This window comes from Burkholderia sp. WP42 (assembly GCF_000745665.1).
GTDB lineage: Bacteria > Pseudomonadota > Gammaproteobacteria > Burkholderiales > Burkholderiaceae > Burkholderia > Burkholderia vietnamiensis.
Window position 1 is genome coordinate 124,977 of sequence record NZ_JQJT01000020.1, and the last position, 22,294, is coordinate 147,270.

A 22,294-nucleotide genomic window follows, 5' to 3' on the forward strand; every position below is an offset into this window, starting at 1 on the left:
TTTCCTTGGACCAATGTCCTGACATGTGCCTGTGTTACGGAGTATTCGAGGTGTTGGCTAGTTGTAATCCGGGCCCGTGAATTGGCGTTCCCGCCTGCGGATCGTACCGGTTCCAGCGGGGTTCGCCGGGCGCCGCCGCCAAGGGCCGGCGTGCCGCGCAGCGGCGCTCGGCGCGGATCCGCGCGGGCGTGCGGCTTTGATCTCGGTCACGGGTCGAGATGGGGCGCCGCGCGACAATTCGCAGCAGCGATTCGCGAAGCGCTCGGCGTGCGCGGATTGCCCGGTTGCCGACGCCGGATCCGGACGGTTTTCGCTCGGTCGACGTTCAGCATTTCGTAAGCTGTCCGGGCGAGAATGGCCGTTTTCTTTCGAATTGCTTTCTGTCGCATTCGGTCAAATTACGACCGACTGACACAGAAGTGCCGTTCGATATCAGGCGCATCCGGCAAGAATCTTTTTCATTCGGGCTGACATTTCGCGACGACGGCGTCTGCGATACTCGGACCGTGCCCGTGGTGCCGGGCCGCCCTCGCGGCCCCAAGGGCTTCGCGTCGCTCAGGAGACACCCCCCGCGACGTCAACGACAGACCAGAAGCTTCAGATATATAGCCATGTCTTCTTCACGCATCCTTGCTCCCGCTTTGCGTTCGCTCGTCCGCACCGCCGACGAAGCCGCCGCGATGATCCGTCCCGGCATGACCGTCGCGATGAGCGGCTTCACCGGCTCCGGCTATCCGAAGGCCGTGCCGGCCGCGCTCGCCGCGCACATCGAGGCGGCCCACGCCCGCGGCGAAACGTTCCGGATCAACGTGCTGACGGGCGCGTCGACCGCGCCTGAACTCGACGGCGCGCTCGCCCGCACCGACGGCATCTCGATGCGTCTGCCGTACCAGTCCGACCCGACGCTGCGCGACAAGATCAACAACGGCGAAGTCGATTACCAGGACGTCCACCTGAGCCACGTCGCCCAGTACGCATGGTTCGGCCTGTACGGCGATCTCGACGTCGCGATCGTCGAAGTCGCGGGCATCCGCGAGGACGGCCTGCTGATTCCGTCCGCGTCGATCGGCAACAACAAGACGTGGCTGGAGCAAGCCAAGCACGTGATCCTCGAAGTCAACTCGCGCCAGCCGCTCGGCCTGGACGGGATGCACGACGTCTATTACGGCACCGCGCTGCCGCCGCACCGCAAGCCGATTCCGCTCACGAAGAGCGACGACCGCATCGGCGAACCGTACCTGCGCTGCCCGGCCGAGAAGATCGTCGCGATCGTCGAAACCGACGCGCCCGATCGCAGCAACGCGTTCTCCGCACCGGACGCCACGTCGAAGCAGATCGCGACGCAACTGATCGACTTCCTGCGTCATGAAGTGAAGCGCGGCCGGCTGCCGGAAAACCTGCTGCCGCTGCAGTCGGGCGTCGGCAACATCACCAACGCGGTGCTCGCCGAACTGAGCACGGCCGGCTTCTCGAACCTCACCGCGTACACCGAGGTGATCCAGGACGGCATGCTCGACCTGCTCGACGACGGCACGCTGAGCTTCGCGTCGGCCACTGCGCTGTCGCTGAGCCCGCCGGCCGTGCAGCGTTTCGCCGACGAGATCGCGACGTTCCGCGAAAAGATCCTGCTGCGTCCGCAGGAGATCAGCAACCATCCGGAACTCGTGCGCCGCCTCGGCTGCATCGCGATGAACGGGATGATCGAAGCCGACATCTACGGCAACGTGAACTCGACGCACGTGATGGGTACGAAGATCCAGAACGGCATCGGCGGCTCGGGCGACTTCGCGCGCAACGGCTATCTGTCGTGCTTCATGTCGGCCAGTACCGCGAAGGGCGGCGCGATCTCGCGGATCGTGCCGATGGCGAGCCACGTCGATCATACCGAGCACGACGTCGCGGTGGTCGTCACCGAGCAGGGCCTCGCCGATCTGCGCGGCCTGTCGCCGAAGCAGCGCGCGCGCAAGATCATCGCGAACTGCGCGCACCCGGATTACCGGCCGATGCTCGAGGACTACTTCGAGCGCGCGTCGCGCGAGAGCTTCGGCAAGCACACGCCGCATCTGCTCGCCGAGTCGCTGTCGTGGCACGAGCGCTTCGTGCGCACCGGCTCGATGAAGGTCTGAGCCTGACCGGCGCGGAGTGGGGCGTGCGCCGCGCGTGCGCCCCCGCCGCGCCGTTAATTTGTCGCTGCCGCGCTGCATGCGCGGCGGGCGGCTCCAATCACGCCGCAACCCCCGCGGCGGCACGCACGCGTCGCGCTTGTATCGGAACGGTCGAGCGACTATCTTGCGGCTTCAAGTTCACTCGAGGCCAAGCATGAATCGTCTGGATATCGCCGAGGTCGCGCGCCGCTCGGGGCTCCCCGCCTCGACGCTGCGCTACTACGAGGAAAAGGGCTTGATCGTGCCGAGCGGACGGCATGGGCTGCGGCGTCAGTACGACGCGTCGGTGCTGGAGCGTCTCGCATTGATCGCGCTCGGCCGGGAAGCCGGTTTCTCGCTCGATAACATGCTGGCGATGTTCGGCGCGGACGGCCGACCGGCGATCGACCGCGCGACGCTCGAGCGCAAGGCCGACGAACTCGACCGTACGATCCGCCGCCTCGGCTCGGTGCGCGACGCGCTGCGACATGCAGCCGCCTGTCCGGCGCCGAGCCATCTCGAATGTCCGTCGTTTCGCAAGCTGCTGCGCATCGCCGCGCATCGCGCCCCGGCGCGCCGGACGAAACCGGATAGCCCTTGACGAGCCAGAACGGGCTAGAACGCCGTACGGCCCGTCATCCCGCGTGATACACGCGGCATTCCATCTCGCGTCCTCGCACGACCCGCTTGCCGGCGAGCGCGCCGAGCGTCCCGGTGACGACGGTGCGCAACTGTTCGCGCTGCGTTGCATCGTAGAAATAGAGCGCGACCCAATCGGCGGTCGCGGACGGCTCCTGCGCGCGGGCAGGGCACGCGGCCAGGGCGGTGAAATGCCAGCCGCCCTTCGTCATGTGCATCACGGGCGGCGACACGCTGACGTCCGCGTTCAGGCGGCGCGGCACGAGGGTCGGCAGCATGCCGGCGGCCGCCTTGTTGCGGTACAGGCGATCGATATACAGCAGCAGTTCGACCGGCGGCTCGGTGCCGAGGCCGGCGTCGCGCGCATGGCCTTGCCAGCGTCGGCGGCGGCTCAACACGTCGTCGAGCGCGGCGCGGATGCCGGCCGCACGTCGCGGGCCGACGCCCGCGATCGCTTCGAGCTGGCCGCTGCGCGCGGCGCGCTCCAGCTCCTCGAGCGTATCGATCTGCAACTGGTCGTGAATGCGCAGCGCGAGCCCGTGGCCGATGCCCGGCACGGCCTCGAACGCGGACACGCGCTCGGCGTCGCCGCGCAACCGGTCGAGCAGACGCCAGCGGCCGCTCACCAGCAGTTCGGCGATCGCCTGCGCGACGCCTGCGCCGACTGCCGGCAGCGCGCCCAGCGCATCCACGCCGCCCGCGTCGAACCGCGCGCGCAGCGCTTCGTCGAGCGATTCGATCGTATCGGCGGACGCGCGGTAGGCGGCCACCCGATACGGATTCGCTCCCTGGTCGGCAAGCAACTGCGCGGCCTCGCGCAGATGGTCGGCGATCTGCCGGTTTTCCTCGTCGGTGTGGCTGATGGTCGTTTCCATGGCGCGGGACCGGGGCAAGCGCAAACGGGATGGACGCGGCGCGCAATGCGCCGCAGCACGCTTCATTTCAGCACATTGTCGCGGCCCGTGACGGATGGAAATTGACGCGCATCAACGGCGAACGTTGCGGGCGTGCGGCAGCCCACACGCGCGCGTTCGCACCGGTGTGCGGCGCGTCGCGCGTGGCCGCTTATGCGTCGAGGAACGACTGCGCGCCTTCCGCCTGCGCGGCCGTGCGCAACGTCGCGAGCGCGCGCTTCTCGATCTGCCGCACGCGCTCGCGCGACATTCCGGCGTCCTGCGCAATGGCGTCGTAGGTGTCGGGCTCGGCGCCCCCGAGGCCGAACCGGCGACGCAGCACGTCGGCCTCGGTCGGCGTGACCGAGCGCAGCAGCGAGCTCACGCATTCCCGCATGCGCGTGTTCGCCAGCCGTTCGAACGGGCTCGCCGAGGTCTGGTCCTCGATCAGGTCGACGAGGCCGGTTTCCGCGTCCGGCAGCGGCGTATCGAGCGACAGCGGCTCGGCAGGCAGCGCGAGCAACGCGCGCAGCTTGTCCTCGGCGAGGCCGGTGTCGGCGGCCAGTTCGGCCGGCGTCGCGCGGCGGCCGTGGCGCTGGCGAAAGCGCAGCGCATGCCGCTGCACTCGCTGCGACTGGTCGCCGACGTGCACCGGCACGCGGATCGTGCGCGAGCGGTCGGCCACCGCGCGCGCGACCGCCTGCCGAATCCACCAGGTCGCGTAGGTCGAGAACTTGAAGCCGCGCCGGTATTCGAACTTCTCGATCGCGCGCATCAGGCCGAGGCAGCCGTCCTGCACGAGGTCGGGCAGATCGACGCCGCGATTCACGTACTTGCGCGCGATCGACAGCACGAGCCGCAGGTTCGCTTCCAGCATCGCGCGCGTGCCGTCGCCCAGTTTCTGCTGGCCGTCGCGCAGCGCGGCGCCGAGCGCGCGCCGCGCGGGCGCATCGAAGCACGCCGCGTCGGTGCCGGCATCGCCGGCCGCGTTGGCGGGCGCGCGCGCCAGTGCATCGACGACGCGGCTCGCGTCGTCGACGGCCGGGACGGCCCAGCCAAGCTCGCCGAGCAGCGCGGCCACGCGGTTGCGCGCGTCGCGGTATTCGGCCGAACGGCAGCCCTGCGCGTGCAGCGCGCCGCGCAGCGTCGCGAGCGCGTCGCGCAACGCGTCCCGGCGTGCGGATGCCCGCGCGCGCGATTCGTCGTTCGGCGTGTCGTCGTCTTCGTCGCCGGCCGCGTCCGTCGCGCTCGCCGCGCCGTGGCGCGCCAGCAGCGCATCGACCGCCGGCGGGTAGCCGGCGAGCGCGTGCAGGATCTGATGGCGGCCCGTTTCGATTTCGCGCGCGAGCACGATTTCGTCCTCGCGCTTGAGCAGCGGCACCGCATGGATACGACGCATGTAGAGCGCCATCGGATCGGTGGACGCACTCGCGCCGCGGGCGAGGTCGCCGAGCAGCGCGCGGCTCTCGTCGAGCGTGTCTCGATCGACGTCGACCGGCGTCGTGCCGACGAACGGCGCGGGCGCGGCCGGCTCGTCGAGCACGTCGATGCCGATGTCCGCGAGCGCGGCGCGCACGACTTCCAGCGCATCGGCGCTGTCGCTGTCGGGCGGCAGCGCGTCGACGAGGTCGGCGTGCGTCAGATATCCCTGCTCGCCGGCGCGCGCGAGCAGCTGGATGATCGGATCGAGGGGCGTGTCCGCCCGAAGCGTGGGGCGTGGCAGGGTCATGTCGATAGCGGCGTGAGCCGCGCTCCTGTATGGGCGGGCCGAAGGTCCGCGGGTTTCAGGTCGCCGGGGGCCGCGAACGCCCGTCCGCGCCGGCCAGCCTGACTCGATATCGAACGTGAGGGCGATCGCGCCAACTTCAATGTCGGCGCGGCAGACGCGCAAGCAGGCGGCGTGCCTGTGGGGCCGCATCGGCCCGATTCATGCGGCGAAACAAAAAGTCACCGATCAAACCCGCAGAAATATGCAGCGGACGTAAGCTAGACACAGGCGCGCGCCGCGCGGCGGCGCGCCGATTTCGTCCGGAGCATTCGATGATTTCCCTTTCCGCTGCGAAGCGACCCGCGCTGGCGTTGGTCATGCTTGCGCTGAGTGGTTGCTATTACACGGGGCCGTACGGTTATGCACCGTATTACGCACCGGCGCCCGCACTGCTGTCGCAGCGCGAGCTTCCCGTCGCGCCGGCGAGCGGGGCGTCCGCGGCTGCACCGGCGCCGACGCCGGCCCCCGCTCGGGCGCCTGCTCGGGCCCAAGCCCAGGTTCCGGCTCCAGCTCCAGCCGAGCCGCCGCCTGATTACACCTACGCGCCGCCCCCCGTTTATGTCGCGCCGGCCTACGTGCCGTATCCGGTCTATTACCCCGCGTACTATCCGGCGTACTACCCCGGCTGGTACGGGCCGCCCATCTCGATCGGCTTCGGTTTCCGCGGATACTGGGGCGGCGGGCACTGGGGCGGCGGACACCACGGCGGCCATCGACACTGAAGGACGCGCGGCTGAACCGCGCGGGAGAGCACCATGAGCAAAACGATCATCCGAAGTCTGTGCGTCGTCCTGTTCGGCATCGCCGCGGCGCCGGGCATCGCCGCCGCGCAAAGCAGCGCCTACACGAACTCGGTCGCGGCGCTCTATGCCGGGCCGGCACCCGACTATCCGGTGGTCGCGCAACTTCCGCCCGGCACCGCGGTGGACGTGTTCGGCTGTCTGAGCGACTACTCGTGGTGCGACGTCGCGCTGCCTGGCGTGCGCGGCTGGATCGACGCGGAGCAGCTCGACTATCCCTACCAGGGCTACTACGTGCCGCTGATCGAATACGGCGCGATCGTCGGCGTACCGGTCACCGGGTTCGCGATCGGCGCGTACTGGGACCGCTATTACCGCAATCGCCCGTGGTTCCACGATCGCGATCGCTGGGAGCATCGCGCCGAGCCGCGCATCGGTCCGGGAGGGCTCCCGCCGGGACAGGGACACCCGCAGCCGGGCGGCCCGATCCAGCGCGCGCCCGGCGGCGCTCCGCCGCCGCAGCACGATACGCGGCCGTCGGCCACGCGCGGCGGCTGGGGTGGACCGAACCGCATGCCGGCCCCCCAGGCGATGCCCCAGCCGGCGCCGGTACCGCACGCGGCGCCGCAACCGGGCCCGGCAGCCGCACCGCACCCGGCGCCGCCACCCGGGCCCGGTCCAGCCGTCGTGCGCCCGGCGCCCGGGCCGGGCGGCGGGCCGCGCATGCTGCCGCCGCAGGGAAACCCAGGCGGCGGCGGTTACGGCGGCCGGTCGCAAGGTGGCGGAAATGCCGGCGGCGGCCACGGCGGCGGCGTCGGCAACGACGAGTTTCGCCGCTGACACGCGGCGCCCGCGTTGCCGCGGGACGAAAAAAAGCCGCTCCGAAGAGCGGCTTGGGCAGCTTGCCGATCCGGCCGGCGGGCTGCGGGTGGGGCTCGGGTAGAGGCCGGGAACGAGCCCGTCTCGGCCCGTTCCCGGCCTCTAAGGCGACGGTCAGTCGTCGAGCAGCGACAGGTCGCGAACCGCGCCCTTGTCCGCCGACATCACGAGCTTCGCATAGGCCTTCAGCGCCGCCGACACCTTGCGCGGACGCGGCTGCGCCGGCTTCCAGCCCTTCGCGTTCTGCTCTTCGCGGCGGCGCGCGAGTTCTTCATCCGACACCAGCACGTCGATCGTGCGGTTCGGGATGTCGATGCGGATGCGGTCGCCGTCGCGCACGAGGCCGATCGCGCCGCCCGCGGCCGCCTCCGGCGAGCAATGGCCGATCGACAGCCCGGACGTGCCGCCCGAGAAGCGGCCATCGGTCAGCAGCGCGCATGCCTTGCCGAGCCCCTTCGACTTGATGTAGCTCGTCGGGTACAGCATTTCCTGCATGCCGGGGCCGCCCTTCGGGCCTTCGTAGCGCACGATCACCACGTCGCCGGCCTTGACCTTGTCGTTCAGGATGTTCTCGACCGCTTCGTCCTGCGACTCGGTCACGTGCGCGGAGCCCTCGAACACGAGAATGCTCTCGTCGACGCCGGCCGTCTTCACCACGCAGCCGTCGAGCGCGATGTTGCCGGTCAGCACGGCGAGGCCGCCTTCCTTCGAGAACGCGTGCTCGTACGAGCGGATGCAGCCCTCGGCGCGGTCGAGGTCGAGGCTGGGCCAGCGCGTGTCCTGGCTGAACGCGACCTGCGTCGGGATCCCGGCCGGACCGGCCAGGTAGAACTTGCGCACCGCTTCGTCCTGCGTACGGACGATGTCCCACTGGTCGAGCGCATCTTTCAGCGTCGGCGCGTGGACCGTCGGCACGTCGGTGTGCAGCTTGCCCGCACGGTCTAGCTCGCCGAGGATCGCCATGATGCCGCCCGCGCGATGGACGTCTTCGATGTGGTACTTGTTCGTGTTCGGCGCGACCTTGCACAGCTGCGGCACGACGCGCGACAGGCGGTCGATGTCCCTCATCGTGAAGTCGATGCCGGCTTCGCGCGCGATCGCGAGCAGGTGCAGGATCGTGTTGGTCGAACCGCCCATCGCGATGTCGAGCGTCATCGCGTTCTCGAACGCGTTGAAGCCGACCGAGCGCGGCAGCACGCGCACGTCGTCCTGTTCGTAGTACTGGCGGGTCAGCTCGACGATCCGGCGGCCGGCGCGCTTGAACAGCTGCTCGCGATCGGCGTGCGTCGCGACCACCGTGCCGTTGCCGGGCAGCGACAGGCCGAGCGCTTCGGTCAGGCAGTTCATCGAGTTCGCGGTGAACATGCCCGAGCACGAACCGCAGGTCGGGCATGCCGAGCGTTCGACTTCGGCGACGTCGGCGTCGGAGTACGACTGGTCGGCTGCGATCACCATCGCGTCGACGAGGTCGAGCTTCTTCAGCTCGATGGTCTTGGTGACCGGGTTCGCGAGGCGCGTCTTGCCGGCTTCCATCGGCCCGCCCGACACGAAGATCACCGGGATGTTCAGGCGCATCGCGGCCATCAGCATCCCCGGCGTGATCTTGTCGCAGTTCGAGATGCAGACCATTGCGTCCGCGCAGTGCGCGTTCACCATGTACTCGACCGAGTCGGCGATGATGTCGCGGCTCGGCAGCGAGTACAGCATCCCGTCGTGGCCCATCGCGATGCCGTCGTCGACGGCGATCGTGTTGAATTCCTTCGCGACGCCGCCGGCAGCCTCGATCTCGCGCGCGACCAGCTGGCCGAGATCCTTCAGGTGGACGTGCCCGGGCACGAATTGCGTGAACGAATTGACGACCGCGATGATCGGCTTCGAGAAATCGTCGTCTTTCATGCCGGTGGCGCGCCACAGCGAGCGCGCGCCCGCCATGTTGCGGCCGGCGGTGGAGGTTTTGGAGCGGTATGTGGGCATTGTGATGGCTGAAGAAATATCGCGGAAAAGGGTGGAGGCACGGGGAATAAAGGCCTCTCTCGCGCCCGTGCGAACAACCTCTTGAGCTGCGCCCTGGGCAAACGGGGCAATTATCCCACAGCCGCCGGGCGTGCGCCGGCCGTGGGAGCGGGTGGTGGGGCACCGGGTTTGGCCATTCCATCGGCGATGAGCGGCCGCGGGCCGCGGCGCGCTGGGCAGGCCGTGTAGGCCGGCCCGCACCGCCACGCCTCACTCGACCAGCGCGAGAATCTCGTCGTACAGCGCCCGCGGAATCCGCACGCCGTGCGCGATGCTGCGCGCACGGGCGTCGAAGCGCCGCTGCGACGGCAGTCGCGCCCCTTGCGCGGTGATCGCGTCGAACAGCCGTTCGCCGCGCGCGAGACCCGCGTCGAGGTCGTCGCCGAGGAACACCTTCGGGTCGAACGCGACCACGAGCTCGCCGTGGCACGGCGTGGCGCCGACGCCGCCGTCGAACGCCAGCGACTCCTGACTCGTCAGGTCGCCGATCAGCGCGCCGCCGAGCAGCTCGACCATCGCCGCGAGCGCCGAGCCCTTGTGCCCGCCGAACGTGCGCATTGCGCCCCGCAGGGCGGCGTGCGGATCGGTGGTCGGCCGGCCGTCGGCGTCGATCGCCCAGTGCGGCGGGATCGCGTCGCCCCGTTTCGCGTGCAGCTCGATGTCGCCGCGCGCGATCGCGCTGGTCGCGAAGTCGAACACGAACGGCAGTCCGCCCGGGCGCGGCCAAGCGAACGCGATCGGATTCGTGCCGAACACCGGTTCGCGGCCGCCTTCCGGCGCGACCCAGCTGTGGCTCGGGTTCATCGCGATGCCGGCCAGCCCCTCGGCGGCGATCGCTTCGACTTCGGGCCACAGCGCCGAGAAGTGGTAGCAGTTGTTGATCGCCATCGCCGCGATGCCGTGTTGCTTCGCCATCCCGACGAGCACCGGCAGCCCCGTCTTGAAGCTCAGCAGCGAGAAGCCGCGATGCGCGTCGAGCGCGACGATCGACGACGACAGGCGTCGCAGCGTCGGCACGGCGCGTGGATCGACCTTGCCTTTCTTCAGCGTGCGCACGCATACGAGCAGCCGATACACGCCGTGCGAGTGGCACTCGTCGCGCTGGCCCTGCGTGATGACGTCGGCGATCGCATGCGCGTGCGCAAGCGACATCCCGTGGTGTATCAGCACCCGCAGCGCGAGTGCATGGACGTCGTCGAGCGCCAGCACGACGTCGGCGCGCGGCTCAGACATCGCGCGCTGCCCGCGGCGCCGGCACGCCGTCGATGCGTTGCGGCACGTTCAGCGGGTTGCCGTCGCGGAGCGCGTCGGGCAGCAGTGCGTCGGGCACGTCCTGGTACGACACCGGCCGCAGGAACCGCTCGATCGCGCGCGCGCCGACCGACGTGGTGCGCGTGTCGGACGTCGCCGGGAACGGGCCGCCGTGCACCATCGCGTGGCCGACCTCGACGCCCGTGCCGAAGCCGTTGACCAGAATGCGGCCGGCCTTGCGCTCGAGCGTCGGGCGCAGCGCGGCGAACAGTGGCGCGTCGTCATCGGCGATGTGCGCGGCGATCGTCAACTGGCCTTCGAGCGACTTCAGCACGCGATGCAGCGTATCGGCGTCCGGGCAGCGCACGATCAGCGACGCGGGGCCGAACACTTCGTTGCGCAATTCGGGGTGCGCGACGAACGCGTCGGCCGACGTCGCGAACAGCGCGGCGCGCGCCTGATAGCGGCCGCCTTCGGCGCCTTCCGCAAGCAGCTCGACCGCGCCGTGCGCGCGCTGTGCGATCACGCCGCGCGTGTAGCTCGCATGCATGTGCGGCGTCAGCATCGTCTGCGCCGCGCTCGCCTGGATGGCGGTGACCGCCGCGCCCTCGAACGCACGCAGGGCCGGGCCGTCGATCGCGAGCACCAGGCCGGGGTTCGTGCAGAACTGGCCGGCGCCGAGCGTGAGCGACGCGACGAACTGCGTCGCGATCGCATCGTGGCGCGTGGCGAGCGCGGCCGGGCACAGCAGCACCGGGTTGATCGAGCTCATTTCCGCATAGACGGGAATCGGCTCGTGGCGCACGGCCGCGATGTGCATCAGCGCGACGCCGCCGCCGCGCGAGCCGGTAAAGCCGACCGCCTTGATGCGCGCGTCGGCGACGAGCGCCTGACCGATCTCGCGCGACGCGTCGAACAGCAGCGAGAACACGCCGGCCGGCAGCGTGCAGTCGCGCACGGCCTGCTGGATCGCGCGGCCGACGAGCTCGGACGTGCCCGGATGCGCCGAGTGCGCCTTGACGATCACCGGGCAGCCGGCGGCCAGCGCCGACGCGGTGTCGCCGCCCGCCACCGAGAACGCGAGCGGGAAGTTCGACGCGCCGAACACGGCCACCGGGCCGATCGCGACGTTGCGTAGCCGTAGGTCCACGCGCGGCAGCGGCTTGCGCTCGGGGCGCGCGGGGTCGATGCGCGCATCGATGTAAGCGCCGTCACGCAGCAGCGCCGCGAACAGCGCGAGCTGGCCGACCGTGCGGCCGCGCTCGCCTTCGATGCGCGCGCGCGGCAGCCCGGTTTCGACGACGCAGCGTTCGATCAGCTCGTCGCCGAGCGCGACGATGTTGCGGCCGATCGCCTCGAGAAACGCGGCGCGTTGCTCGGGATGCGTGTCGCGATAGGTGTCGAAGGCGGCGTCGGCGAGCGCACAGGCCGTGTCGAGGTCGTGCGGGCTCGCGCCGCCGAATGCGGGCGCGAGCGGCTCGCCGGTCGCGGCGGCGATCGCGTGAAAGGTGCCGTTCCGTCCGGCGACGGCCGTCTGGCCGATCAGGAGCTGGCCTGTGAGTTGCATGGGGTTCCTTGGAAAATGCGGCGCCGCGCGCACTGCGTGCGGCCGGAGTGGAAGGGAGCGGAAAGCGGGGCGTCCGCCTTCGTCGTCGTCGAGCTGCAGCTCGTCGGCACGGATGCCGGTGCGGGCGCCCCAGTAATGGAGGACGAGCGCGACGGCCGCGACGACCGCCGTGTCGTACGGATGCGCGAGCCTGCCGATGCCGCCGAAGCCGCCGCGGAGCGGGACAACGGGACGGGCGGATGGGCGTTGCCTTGGGCTGGCATGGGTGCGTCTCCTGGGATGTATCGGGGCCGGGGCCGGTGCGGGTGGCGGCCGGTCCGGACGAGCGGCGCGGGCGCCGGCCATTCATGCGCCGCGCGCGGCGCGCTGCGGCGAACGGGCTCGGCGCCGGCGATGCCGGGCACGCAAATGGCGAAGCGGCGGTGTGCCGCCGCCGCGCTGCCGGCACGCACCTGCCCCGCACGTTCGGCGGTTCGCCCGCTGACCGCTGACCAACGACGCACGGCCGGCGCGCTGCGCCGTGACGAAAGCGGCGTAACACCGCCCGCGCACCGGCCGGCTGCCGGGCGCGGCGAGAAGTCCGTCGCTTGTGGCCGACGGCCCGGCGCACTGCGCCCGCCTGCGGCATCTCGATCGACGACCGGCGCGTCGACGTGCAACCAGTATCGCCGTGCCGACGCCCATCACGCTTGAGCCGTATCGCGCAGCGGAATGACGAAATCGGCACAATGCGCGGCGCGCGTCCGGGCGGCGCCCGACGCTGTGCCGATTTCGTCGTCGGCCTCATCGAAAACCCACAAGCGGGCCGACGCGCGACGGAGGAAGCTATGCTCCTTTCCCATCTCGGACGGCTCATGATGAAGCGCATTCAGATCATCGATTCGCACACGGGCGGCGAACCCACGCGGCTCGTCGTGTCCGGCTTTCCTTCGCTCGGCAACGGCACGATGGCCGAGCGTCGCGACGTGCTCGCGCGCGAGCACGATCGCTACCGCACCGCCTGCATCCTCGAGCCGCGCGGCAGCGACGTGCTGGTCGGCGCGCTGCTGTGCGAGCCCGTGTCGCCCGACGCGGCGGCCGGCGTGATCTTCTTCAACAACAGCGGCTACCTCGGGATGTGCGGGCACGGCACGATCGGCGTCGTGCGCACGCTGCATCACATGGGCCGCATCGGGCCGGGCGTGCATCTGATCGAGACGCCGGTGGGCACCGTCGAGGCGACGCTGCACGACGACCTGTCGGTCAGCGTGCGCAACGTGCTCGCGTATCGCCATGCGAAGGCGGTCGAGGTCGACGTGCCGGGTTACGGCCCGGTGAAGGGCGACATCGCCTGGGGCGGCAACTGGTTCTTCCTGATCAGCGAGCACGGCCAGCGCGTCGCCGGCGACAACGTCGCGGCGCTGACCGCGTATTCGTCGGCGGTGCGCGCGGGGCTCGAGCGCGCCGGCATCACCGGCGCGAACGGCGGCGAGATCGACCATATCGAACTGTTCGCCGACGACCCCGAGCACGACAGCCGCAGCTTCGTGCTGTGTCCCGGCCATGCGTACGATCGCTCGCCGTGCGGCACCGGCACGAGCGCGAAGCTCGCGTGCCTCGCGGCCGACGGCAAGCTCGAACCGGGCGTCGTGTGGCGGCAGGCGAGCGTGATCGGCAGCGTGTTCCATGCGAGCTATGCGCTCGCCGACGGCGGCATCGTGCCGACGATTCGCGGCAGCGCTCACCTGAGCGCGGAAGCGACGCTGTTGATCGACGAAGACGATCCGTTCGGCTGGGGCATCGTGTCGTGAGCGGGACGACGACCGACGTCGTGGTGATCGGCGCCGGCATCGTCGGCGCGGCATGTGCGCACGAGCTGGCGCAGCGCGGGCTGCGTGTGCTGGTGGTCGACGACGCCAGCGGCGGCGCGACCGGCGCCGGCATGGGCCATCTCGTCGCGATGGACGACAACGCGGCCGAGCTCGCGCTGAGCCATTATTCGATCGGGCTGTGGCGCGCGCTCGCCGACCAGATGCCGCAGGGCTGCGCGTACCGCAACTGCGGCACGCTGTGGCTCGCGGCCGACGCGCACGAGATGGATCTCGCGCGCGCGAAGCAGGCGACGCTCGCCGCGCATGGCGTGGCCGGCGAGCTGATCGACGCGGCGACGCTCGCGCGGCTCGAGCCGATGCTGCGTGCGGGCCTCGGCGGCGCGCTGAAGATCCCCGGCGATGCGATTCTCTATGCGCCCGTCGCCGCCAGCTGGCTGCTGCAGCGCGCGCCGGGCGTCGCGTTGCGCCGCGATCGCGCGGTGGCGGTCGACGGCGCGAGCGTGACGCTCGCGAGCGGCGACACGCTGCGCGCGCAGCGCGTGGTGGTCGCCAACGGCGTCGCTGCACGCGCGCTGTTGCCCGAACTGCCGTTGCGCCCGAAGAAGGGCCACCTGTTGATCACCGACCGCTATCCCGGCCGCGTGTCGCACCAGCTCGTCGAGCTCGGCTATGCGGCGAGCGCGCACGCGAGCGACGGCACGTCGGTCGCGTTCAACGTGCAGCCTCGGCCGACCGGCCAGTTGCTGATCGGCTCGTCGCGCCAGTTCGACACCGACGACGCGCGCGTCGAGCCGCCGGTGCTCGCGCGGATGCTGCGCCGCGCGGCCGGCTATCTGCCGGAGCTGGCCGACTTGAACGGCATTCGCGCATGGACGGGCTTCCGTTCGACGAGCCCCGATGGCCTGCCGCTGCTCGGCGAGCATCCGGCGCGGCCGGGCGTGTGGCTCGCGGTCGGGCACGAAGGGCTCGGCGTGACGACCGCGCCGGGCAGCGCCCGGCTCGTCGCCGCGGCGATGACCGGCGAGCGGCCGCCCATCGACATCGAACCGTATTTGCCGGGACGTTTTCTTGCGACGTCCCCCGTAGCCGGAGCGCATTCTTCATGATCATTCATCTGGACGGCCGCGCGCTGACCGTGGCCGACGGCGCGACCGTCGCGGCCGCCGTCGCGGCGAGCGGCGACGATACGACGCGCGTGTCGTGCACGGGCGCCGCGCGTGCGCCGTTTTGCGGCATGGGAATCTGCCAGGAGTGCAGGATGACGATCGACGGCCGGCGCCGGCTGGCTTGCCAGACGCTGTGCCGCGACGGGATGCGGGTGGAGCGCACGCGATGAAACGGGAACGACTGAGCGTCGACGTCGCGATCGTCGGCGCGGGGCCGGCCGGGTTGTCGGCCGCGGGCGCCGCCGCGCGCAGCGGCGCGACCGTCGCGATCGTCGACGACAACCCGCGCGCCGGCGGGCAGATCTGGCGCCAGGCAGTCGACGCGACGCCGGCGCCGGCCGCCGCCGAACGTCTCGCGGTGCTGCGCCGGCCGAACGTCACGCATCTCGCAGCTACGCGGATCGTCGCCGAAACGCAGCCGGGCACGCTGCTGCTCGAGGACGACGAGCGCGGCTTGCTGCTGGAATTCCGCACGCTGATCGTCTGTAGCGGCGCGCGCGAGCTGCTGCTGCCGTTCCCCGGCTGGACGCTGCCCGGCGTAACCGGCGCGGGCGGCCTGCAGGCGCTGATCAAATACGGCCTCGACGTGCGCGGACAGCGCATCGTGATCGCCGGCAGCGGCCCGCTGCTGCTCGCGAGCGCGGCGACGGCCCGGCACGCCGGCGCGCGGGTGTCGCACGTGCTCGAACAGGCCGCGTGGCGCGATGTCGCCGGTTTCGGCGCAGGGCTGTGGCGCTGGCCGTCGAAGCTCGCGCAGGCCGCGAAGCTCGCCACGGCCGTCTATCGGCCGGATGCGTACGTCGTCGAAGCGTTCGGCGACCAACGGCTCGAGCGCGTGCGGATCCGGCAGGGCGAGCGCGAGTACGAGGTCGACTGCGATCGGCTCGCGTGCGGCTTCGGGCTCGTGCCGAACACCGTGTTGCCGAGCCATCTCGGCTGCCGGATCGAGCACGGCGCCGTCGTGGTCGACGCGCACCAGCGCACGAGCCGCGACGGCTGTTTCGCGGCGGGCGAATGCACGGGCGTCGGCGGCAGCGAGCTGGCGATGGTCGAAGGCGAAATCGCCGGTCATGCGGCGACCGGGCAGACGGCGCGGCTCGCCGCGCTGGTCGAGCAGCGCGCGCGTTGGCAGGCATTCGGCGATGCGGTGCGCGAGCGCTTTGCGATCCGCGAGCCGATCCGCCGGCTCGCACGGCCCGATACGCTGCTGTGCCGTTGCGAGGACGTGCGCTACGACGCCGTCGCGCCGGCCCACGGCTGGACGGCCGCGAAGCTGCAGACGCGCTGCGGGATGGGCGCGTGCCAAGGCCGCGTGTGCGGCGCGGCCGCGCACGCGCTGTTCGGCTGGACGCCGCCCGCGCCGCGCACGCCGCTCGTGCCCGCGCGGGTCGGCACGCTGATGCTCGACGATACCGATACGGCGTCCTGCGACGGCGTCTGAGCCGTCGCAGCGAAGCAGCACGCGGCGCGGCGCAGTTGTCGCGTCGCGCATCCCTCCGTTTGCCTTTTCCGTCTCGCTGCGACCGAGTGCCGCGCGAGCGCACTGCCGACAAACAATATATAAAACGATATAATATTCCAACTGAAATCGTAGCGAGGGTACCGATGAACGCAGATTCCGTCTCTGGACTGCCCGAGCCCGACGAAATGCGTGCCGCTGCCGAGTCGGCGTGCGCGCTGCTCAAGGTGCTGTCCAATCCCGACCGGCTGCTGCTCTTGTGCGAACTGTCGCAGGGCGAGCGCTGCGTGAGCGATCTCGAAGCGCGGCTCGACATTCGGCAGCCGACGCTGTCGCAGCAACTCGGCGTGTTGCGCGACAACGCGCTCGTCCAAACGCGTCGCGAAGGCAAGAACATTCACTACTCGCTCGACAGCCCGGCCGCGATCGCGGTGATGGGTGTGCTCTACGAGCAATTCTGCGGCCCGGCCGCGACGAGGAGGCGTCATGCAGATTGATACGTTTCATTTCACGCCGGCGCTGTCGCTTGCCGGCGGTGTGCTGATCGGACTGGCCGCCGCGTGGCTCGTCGCGTTCAACGGGCGTATCGCGGGGATCAGCGGCATCGTCGGGGGGCTGCTCACGGCCCGCGGCGGCGAGCGCGCGTGGCGCGCCGCATTCGTCGCCGGGTTGATCGCCTCGCCGCTGATGATGCGCGTCGCCGGCAGCGGCGCGATGCCGCAGGTCAATGCCGGCTGGGGCGAACTGCTGGCGGCCGGGTTGCTGGTCGGCATCGGCACGCGCTATGCGGGTGGATGTACGAGCGGTCACGGGGTGTGCGGGTTGTCGCGCGGCGCGGTCAGATCGATCGTCGCGACGGCGGTGTTCATGGTGGCGGGTTTCGCGACCGTATTCGTGCGCAGGCACGTGCTCGGAGGCTGACATGCAGGCAGGATTTGCGTTTCTGGCGGGACTGCTGTTCGGCGCGGGGCTCATCGTGTCCGGGATGGCGAATCCGGAAAAAGTGCTCGGTTTTCTCGATCTGGCCGGTCGCTGGGATCCGTCGCTCGCGTTCGTGATGGCCGGCGCGATCGGCGTTGCCGTGTTCGCGTTCGCATGGGCGAAGCGCCGCACGCTATCGCTGCTCGGCTTGCCGATCCAGTTGCCGGCTGCGCGGGCGATTACGGTGCGGCTCGTCGCGGGCAGCGCCGTGTTCGGCATCGGCTGGGGGCTGGCCGGGTTTTGCCCGGGGCCGGCGATCGTGTCGGTCGGGTTCGGCTCGCTCAGGGGCAGCGCGTTCGTTGCCGCGATGCTGGTCGGGATGGTGTTGTTCGAATGGATCGAGCGGCGGCGGAACGCTTAGTGGCAGGGAGGCGGGGAGCGGGCGGGGGTTCATCGCTGGGCGGTGACAGTGGTGCAGTTGCTCGTGTGTATTGCTACTGCAGGTGCACGGAAGCACGGTGACACGGCAGATGGCAGATGGCAGATGGCTCACGGCGCACGGCGCAAAACGCCGAAATGCCGAAATGCCGAAATGCCGAAATGCCGAAATGCCGAAATGCCGAGGGTATGCGGCAACACGGCGTACGGGGTCGTGACGACGCGGCCCGTCTATAGCCGCCGCGTTACGGCCGTTCACGCGCATGACGCGCGCCGAGCGCCTGCGCCACGCACCGCCGCAGCCATGCTTGCAACATCGCGAACACACCGGGCCGCGGCGCAGGTGGCGCGATGCTCGCGCCGCTCGGCCGCGAGCCGTCAGCGGACAACATCAGGTGGCCGGCCGTGTCGATCGCCATGCATTCGCCTTCGTCGAGCACGCGGCGCATGTACGGCGGCGTCTCGGGCAGCCAGTCGAGACCGCCGTGGCGCCAAGTGACCGCGAGCGCGCCGTCGAGCACGACGATCCGGCTGCCTTTGTCGAACCACGCAAAGTGGCTTTGCCCGGCGTCGAGCCGGATATGTTCCGTGCGCATGGCGAGTCGTTTTCCAGGTTCCGCGGCCCCGCGACGGCGGGACGATAGCGTGAGACAAGATTAAGAAAACGCGTGCGAGCGGGACAGATTCAGCGAGCCGCGATCTGTTGCGGTGCAGACGGCGATTTGGTCGCGCTGTATCGGTGGGTTTTCCTGACATCTGTATCTGGCGCCCGGGAAGGCGCGCGGGCACGATCGCTCGCATGACGCCCATCGACGCCCCGTCCCGCACGCCCTTGCCGATGACCGGCGCACCGCTCTATGAGCGGCTCGCCGAGCATTACCGCCGCATCATTGCGGCCGGCACACTGTCGCCCGGCGACCGGATGCCGTCGGTCCGCGCGTTCATGGCGCAACATGCGGTGAGTTTGTCGACCGCGATCCAGACGTTCCGGCGGCTCGAGGATACGGGCTGGTGCGAGGCGAAGCCGCGCTCGGGCTATTTCGTGCGACGCCGCGCCGCGGCGGCGCTCGGCACGTTGCCGGAAACCGAAGCGCCGCCGCTGAGTGTCGCGCCGCCGTTCGCGGGGCTGCACGAGCGCGTGTCGCGCGTAATCGATCGCGGCAATGCGGCGTCCGATGCGCTGAACCTCGGTGGTGCCTCCGCGTCGGCGACGCTCTATCCGGCCGAGCCGCTGCAGGCGCTCGCGATCCGGCTGCTGCGGCGCAAGCCGACGCTGCTGACCGATGCCGGGCCGGTGGGCGGGTCGCCCGAATTCCGGCAGACGATGGCCCGACGCGCGCTGTCTTACGGCGTGACCGTCGCGCCGGACGACGTGATGTCGACGAGCGGCGGTGTCGACGCGGTGAATCTCGCGCTGCGTGCGGTCGCGCAGCCCGGCGACACGATCGCGATCGAATCGCCGGCCTTCTTCGGCCTGATCCAGATGCTCGAGAGCCTCGGGCTGCGCGCGCTCGAGATTCCGGCGAGCCCGACGACCGGGCTGTCGATCGAAGCGCTCGACGTGGCGCTGACCGCGTATCCGGACATCCGCGCCGTGGTGGTCGTGCCGAATCTGCAGAACCCGCTCGGCAGCGTGATGCCGGACGAGCGCAAGGCCGCGCTGGTCGCGCTGTGTTCGCGACACGGCGTTGCCGTGATCGAAGACGAACCGTACCGCGAACTCGTCGAGGCGCCGCACGCGGTGAAGCCCGTCAAGGCCTGGGATCGCGACGGCACGGTGATCTACTGTCCGTCGTTCAACAAGGTGCTTGCGCCCGGCATGCGGCTCGGCTGGATCAGTGCGGGCCGCTGGCACGCGCGCGTGAAGATGCTCAAGTTCGCGCACAGCCGGCACAACGCGGCGTTGCTGCAGGCCGTCGCGGCCGAGTTCGTCGGCTCCGGCGCGTTCGATCGCCATCTGCACCGGTTCCGCGAACAGCTTCGCGTGCAGCGCGACGTGACGATCGATGCGATCGCACGGCATTTCCCTTCAGGCACGAGAATGAACTGCCCGCCGGGCGGCATGCTTCTGTGGATCGCGCTGCCGGACGGCGTGCATTCCGAAGCCTTGTTCGACGCGGCGCTGGCCCGAGGGATACGGATTGCGCCCGGTTCGATCTTCTCGAATTCCGACCGCTTCGACGCGTACATTCGGCTTGCCTGCACGCGGGTATTCGATGCGGCGCACGAAGAGGCGCTCCAAACGCTTGGCCGATTGATACGCGACGCGGCGGCCGCTGCGTAAGCGCGGGCGCCGGCTCGGCCGGCGCGTGGCCTCCCGCGCCCGTTTGCCGCGACGGCGGGACGGGGCGGCCGATATGGCGGGTCGCGCTTGCGCCGGTCGCGCGCCGTGCGACGCTGCGCCACCGGTATGACTTCGGCGCGTTCATCGACCGACCGTATGTGTGGCGAGGTGCTGACGGATCAGCGACAGATAGCGATCGCCGACGGAGAAGTCGCGCGCGACACGCGACCGCTCGGGTTGGCGCAGCGTTGCCGGCGCGCTCACGCCCAGATAGCGGCAAAGCGCGGACGGAAACGGCTTGCGCGTATGGCCGAGCTGGCGCGCCGCGCGCTCGACGCGGGCGTCGCCGACCTGTGCACGCAGCCAGGCGAGCACTTGCCGATCGGTGTCGTTGACGATACGGACCAGATGTTCCGCTTTAAACAGGGACCCTTGTTGCATAAGGCTCTCCGGGTGTTCTCGTCGATCGACCGGGCCGGCCGCGATGCAACGCTACGCCGGACCCGGAGCCGACAACCAGTCCTGCCGACGGTGGCGCGTGCTTCGTGCCGGTGCCGCCAATACTGGTTGGTTATACAGCTGGTTATCCATACAGTATTTGGGGCGAAGCGGGTTGTCAAGCGGAATGTCGGGCTATCGGTGAAAGGGATGAGGCGGGACAGAGGGCGCTTGCGTCCAAGCACCGCGGAAGGGCTTCCGCGCCGGTCGTTATCGCCCGCGTTTCAGGCCGTGATACCGAGACGTGCCACGGTCTTGCGTCGCCCTACAACGCGAAGCAACCGCCCAACGTGCCGACACACCGTTCGCCCCGCGCCTTCGCGCCGGGTTCGCTTCGACAACCTCGCGCGACGAGGCAACGGTACGCGGGCTCCGGCGAGCCCGCGCGCCCATACGCGCCCATCCCCCCCACTCAGCGCGTCCGCGCCGCGCCCCGGGCCACTCCATCGGAACCGCCCCGCGGCACGAGTTCCGCATAGCGCGCATCGGTGAGCGTGCCGAGGAAGGCGACGATGTCGTCGATCTCGGCGTCGGTCAGCGCCGGCGGCGTGCCCGGCCGACGATTCAGCGGCGTCGAATTGACGTTGATGTTGCCGCGATAGGCCACCGGCACGTCATCGAACGTCCGTGCGCCGTGATACCAGAACGCAGGGTCGGTCGAGCGCGTGTTGTAGAACGCGACGGCGTCGCGCAGCGTGCGGAACACGCCGTTGTGCATGAACGTCTGCTTGACCGCGACGTTGCGCAGCCCCGGCGTGCGTAGGTAGCCGCACCATTGCGTCGGCTCCGGCCAGCGCAGGCGCGTGGCGGTGTCGCACAGTCCGTTGTCGAAATGCCGCGGATCGCGGTTCGCGGCGAGCGCCCGGTTGCGCGGCACCGCGATCGCGTCGTAGCCGAAATCGGTGAACAGCGAGCGCTCCGGCCGGCTGGACGTCTCCGACAGCGTATGGCAACTCATGCAGTTGCCCTTGTCTGGATTGCGAAACAGCGCCATGCCGCGCATCTCGGCCGGAGCAAGCGGCGCACGCGTGCGCAGAAACGCGTCGAAGCGCGACGTGAACGGCGCCATTTCATCGCTCTGCAGATAAGCCTCCATCGCCGACCCGAGCGCCTGCACCAGCCGTTCGGGATCGCGCCGCACCGACGCGCCGAACCTCGCGGCGAGATCGCCGGCCAGCTCGGTGCCGTCGACCTTGCGCAGCAGCGCGGCCGGCGACCGGTTGTTCATCTCGTTCGGATCGAACAGCGGCCCGCGGATCTGTTCGGCGAGCGTGTCCGCGCGGCCGTCGTCGAACAGTCCGCCGAACGGCGCCGGCGCCGGCGCGTCGTCGTCCTGGTAGAAGTGGCGGCGCGGCACGTAGCGCACATACAGCAGCGACGGCGCGTTGCGCCGGCTGAAGCGGCCCGGGCGGCTGCCTTCCGGCACGCCGGGGCCCGCGAGGGCGGCGGCCGACAGCGTCGGCGCGAACGCGCGGGCCGGATCGTGGCAGCCCGCGCACGACATGCCGAGCGGCTCGGACAGCCGCGAATCGAAGAAGATCCGACGGCCGAGCGCGACGAGCGTCGGGTCGGGTGCGAAGCGGGCGCTCGCCGCATCGACCTTGCCCGCCACCTGCGGTGTGCCGTCGCCGATCGTGCCGACCACGCGCGACGGCGGTGCGCCCGCCAGCAGCGTCGTTTCCGGCGGTGCGGCCCGCGTCGACGGCGCCGCCGATAGGGCGATCCCAACGAGTGCCGCTGCAGCGGCCATGCGTATCGTCCGGCTGCCGACGCTGGAAGTCGAGGCAGTCGCCGGACCGGCGACTGCGCCGTTCGCCCACCCA

The 22,294-nt window shown here is 70.4% G+C and carries 21 protein-coding genes; 12 read left to right on the forward strand and 9 right to left on the reverse strand.

The window, feature by feature from the left end:
- Window positions 1-611 precede the first annotated feature (611 nt).
- Window positions 612-2,126, forward strand: coding sequence for an acetyl-CoA hydrolase/transferase family protein (locus tag EX20_RS13415; RefSeq protein WP_011881980.1), 1,515 nt, complete (start codon window positions 612-614; stop codon window positions 2,124-2,126).
- A 193-nt stretch (window positions 2,127-2,319) separates the two neighbouring features.
- A complete protein-coding gene (locus EX20_RS13420; protein WP_034193843.1) occupies window positions 2,320-2,745 on the forward strand; it encodes a helix-turn-helix domain-containing protein in 426 nt (141 codons plus the stop codon).
- A gap of 34 nt (window positions 2,746-2,779) precedes the next feature.
- Here EX20_RS13420 and EX20_RS13425 read toward each other — a convergent pair whose 3' ends face one another.
- Together EX20_RS13425 and EX20_RS13430 are read right to left on the reverse strand one after the other, a co-directional pair.
- Window positions 2,780-3,658, reverse strand: a complete 879-nt coding sequence (locus EX20_RS13425; protein ID WP_011881982.1) for a helix-hairpin-helix domain-containing protein — start codon at window positions 3,656-3,658, stop codon at window positions 2,780-2,782.
- A gap of 190 nt (window positions 3,659-3,848) precedes the next feature.
- Entirely contained in the window at window positions 3,849-5,405 is a 1,557-nt protein-coding gene (locus tag EX20_RS13430; RefSeq protein ID WP_034193844.1) for a sigma-70 family RNA polymerase sigma factor, read from the reverse strand.
- 311 nt (window positions 5,406-5,716) lie between these two features.
- On the opposite strand from EX20_RS13430, the gene EX20_RS30680 reads away from it, so the two are divergent.
- Both EX20_RS30680 and EX20_RS13435 read left to right on the forward strand, forming a co-directional pair.
- Entirely contained in the window at window positions 5,717-6,166 is a 450-nt protein-coding gene (locus EX20_RS30680; protein ID WP_072465339.1) for a hypothetical protein, read from the forward strand.
- 33 nt (window positions 6,167-6,199) lie between these two features.
- Window positions 6,200-7,024, forward strand: coding sequence for an SH3 domain-containing protein (locus tag EX20_RS13435; RefSeq protein ID WP_034193845.1), 825 nt, complete (start codon window positions 6,200-6,202; stop codon window positions 7,022-7,024).
- Between the two features lie 153 nt (window positions 7,025-7,177).
- On the opposite strand, the gene ilvD is transcribed toward EX20_RS13435, so the two are convergent.
- From ilvD to EX20_RS13455, 4 genes are all read right to left on the reverse strand, one after another.
- Window positions 7,178-9,037, reverse strand: coding sequence for a dihydroxy-acid dehydratase (ilvD, locus tag EX20_RS13440; protein ID WP_014725071.1), 1,860 nt, complete (start codon window positions 9,035-9,037; stop codon window positions 7,178-7,180).
- A gap of 249 nt (window positions 9,038-9,286) precedes the next feature.
- On the reverse strand, window positions 9,287-10,309 hold the full coding sequence (locus EX20_RS13445) for an Ldh family oxidoreductase (RefSeq protein ID WP_034193846.1): 1,023 nt from the start codon (window positions 10,307-10,309) through the stop codon (window positions 9,287-9,289).
- Window positions 10,302-11,894, reverse strand: a complete 1,593-nt coding sequence (locus EX20_RS13450) for an aldehyde dehydrogenase (NADP(+)) (RefSeq protein WP_034193847.1) — start codon at window positions 11,892-11,894, stop codon at window positions 10,302-10,304. The genes EX20_RS13445 and EX20_RS13450 overlap by 8 nt, the downstream gene beginning before the upstream one ends.
- Window positions 11,895-12,577: 683 nt before the next feature.
- Window positions 12,578-12,736 (reverse strand): hypothetical protein, encoded by a 159-nt coding sequence (locus EX20_RS13455; RefSeq protein WP_175464242.1) that lies wholly within the window; start codon window positions 12,734-12,736, stop codon window positions 12,578-12,580.
- Window positions 12,737-12,751: 15 nt separating this feature from the next.
- On the opposite strand from EX20_RS13455, the gene EX20_RS13460 reads away from it, so the two are divergent.
- From EX20_RS13460 to EX20_RS13490, 7 genes are all read left to right on the forward strand, one after another.
- Window positions 12,752-13,684: a 4-hydroxyproline epimerase gene (locus tag EX20_RS13460; protein ID WP_034193876.1), complete on the forward strand. Its 933-nt coding sequence runs from the start codon at window positions 12,752-12,754 to the stop codon at window positions 13,682-13,684.
- Window positions 13,681-14,811: an NAD(P)/FAD-dependent oxidoreductase gene (locus tag EX20_RS13465; protein ID WP_034193848.1), complete on the forward strand. Its 1,131-nt coding sequence runs from the start codon at window positions 13,681-13,683 to the stop codon at window positions 14,809-14,811. Before EX20_RS13460 ends, EX20_RS13465 begins: the two co-directional genes overlap by 4 nt.
- Window positions 14,808-15,041, forward strand: a complete 234-nt coding sequence (locus EX20_RS13470; protein WP_011658575.1) for a 2Fe-2S iron-sulfur cluster-binding protein — start codon at window positions 14,808-14,810, stop codon at window positions 15,039-15,041. Before EX20_RS13465 ends, EX20_RS13470 begins: the two co-directional genes overlap by 4 nt.
- Window positions 15,038-16,312 (forward strand): NAD(P)/FAD-dependent oxidoreductase, encoded by a 1,275-nt coding sequence (locus tag EX20_RS13475; protein ID WP_034193849.1) that lies wholly within the window; start codon window positions 15,038-15,040, stop codon window positions 16,310-16,312. The genes EX20_RS13470 and EX20_RS13475 overlap by 4 nt, the downstream gene beginning before the upstream one ends.
- Before the next feature lie 164 nt (window positions 16,313-16,476).
- A complete protein-coding gene (locus EX20_RS13480; protein WP_034193850.1) occupies window positions 16,477-16,827 on the forward strand; it encodes an ArsR/SmtB family transcription factor in 351 nt (116 codons plus the stop codon).
- Window positions 16,817-17,251, forward strand: a complete 435-nt coding sequence (locus EX20_RS13485) for a YeeE/YedE family protein (protein WP_034193851.1) — start codon at window positions 16,817-16,819, stop codon at window positions 17,249-17,251. Before EX20_RS13480 ends, EX20_RS13485 begins: the two co-directional genes overlap by 11 nt.
- A 1-nt stretch (window position 17,252) precedes the next feature.
- Window positions 17,253-17,672, forward strand: coding sequence for a DUF6691 family protein (locus EX20_RS13490; protein WP_034193852.1), 420 nt, complete (start codon window positions 17,253-17,255; stop codon window positions 17,670-17,672).
- Window positions 17,673-17,934: 262 nt separating this feature from the next.
- Here the strand turns inward: EX20_RS13490 and EX20_RS13495 are convergent, their stop codons facing one another.
- On the reverse strand, window positions 17,935-18,285 hold the full coding sequence (locus EX20_RS13495; protein WP_011881995.1) for a hypothetical protein: 351 nt from the start codon (window positions 18,283-18,285) through the stop codon (window positions 17,935-17,937).
- Between the two features lie 203 nt (window positions 18,286-18,488).
- Here EX20_RS13495 and EX20_RS13500 point away from each other — a divergent pair, with 203 nt between their 5' ends.
- Window positions 18,489-19,973: an aminotransferase-like domain-containing protein gene (locus EX20_RS13500; protein ID WP_131929018.1), complete on the forward strand. Its 1,485-nt coding sequence runs from the start codon at window positions 18,489-18,491 to the stop codon at window positions 19,971-19,973.
- A 141-nt stretch (window positions 19,974-20,114) separates the two neighbouring features.
- On the opposite strand, the gene EX20_RS13505 is transcribed toward EX20_RS13500, so the two are convergent.
- The gene (locus EX20_RS13505; protein ID WP_011881997.1) at window positions 20,115-20,414 is read right to left on the reverse strand and encodes a hypothetical protein; all 300 of its coding nucleotides are present in this window, start codon (window positions 20,412-20,414) and stop codon (window positions 20,115-20,117) included.
- Window positions 20,415-20,883: 469 nt separating this feature from the next.
- Complete coding sequence (locus tag EX20_RS13510; protein ID WP_034193853.1) at window positions 20,884-22,221, reverse strand: cytochrome-c peroxidase; 1,338 nt, start codon at window positions 22,219-22,221, stop codon at window positions 20,884-20,886.
- Window positions 22,222-22,294: the final 73 nt, after the last annotated feature.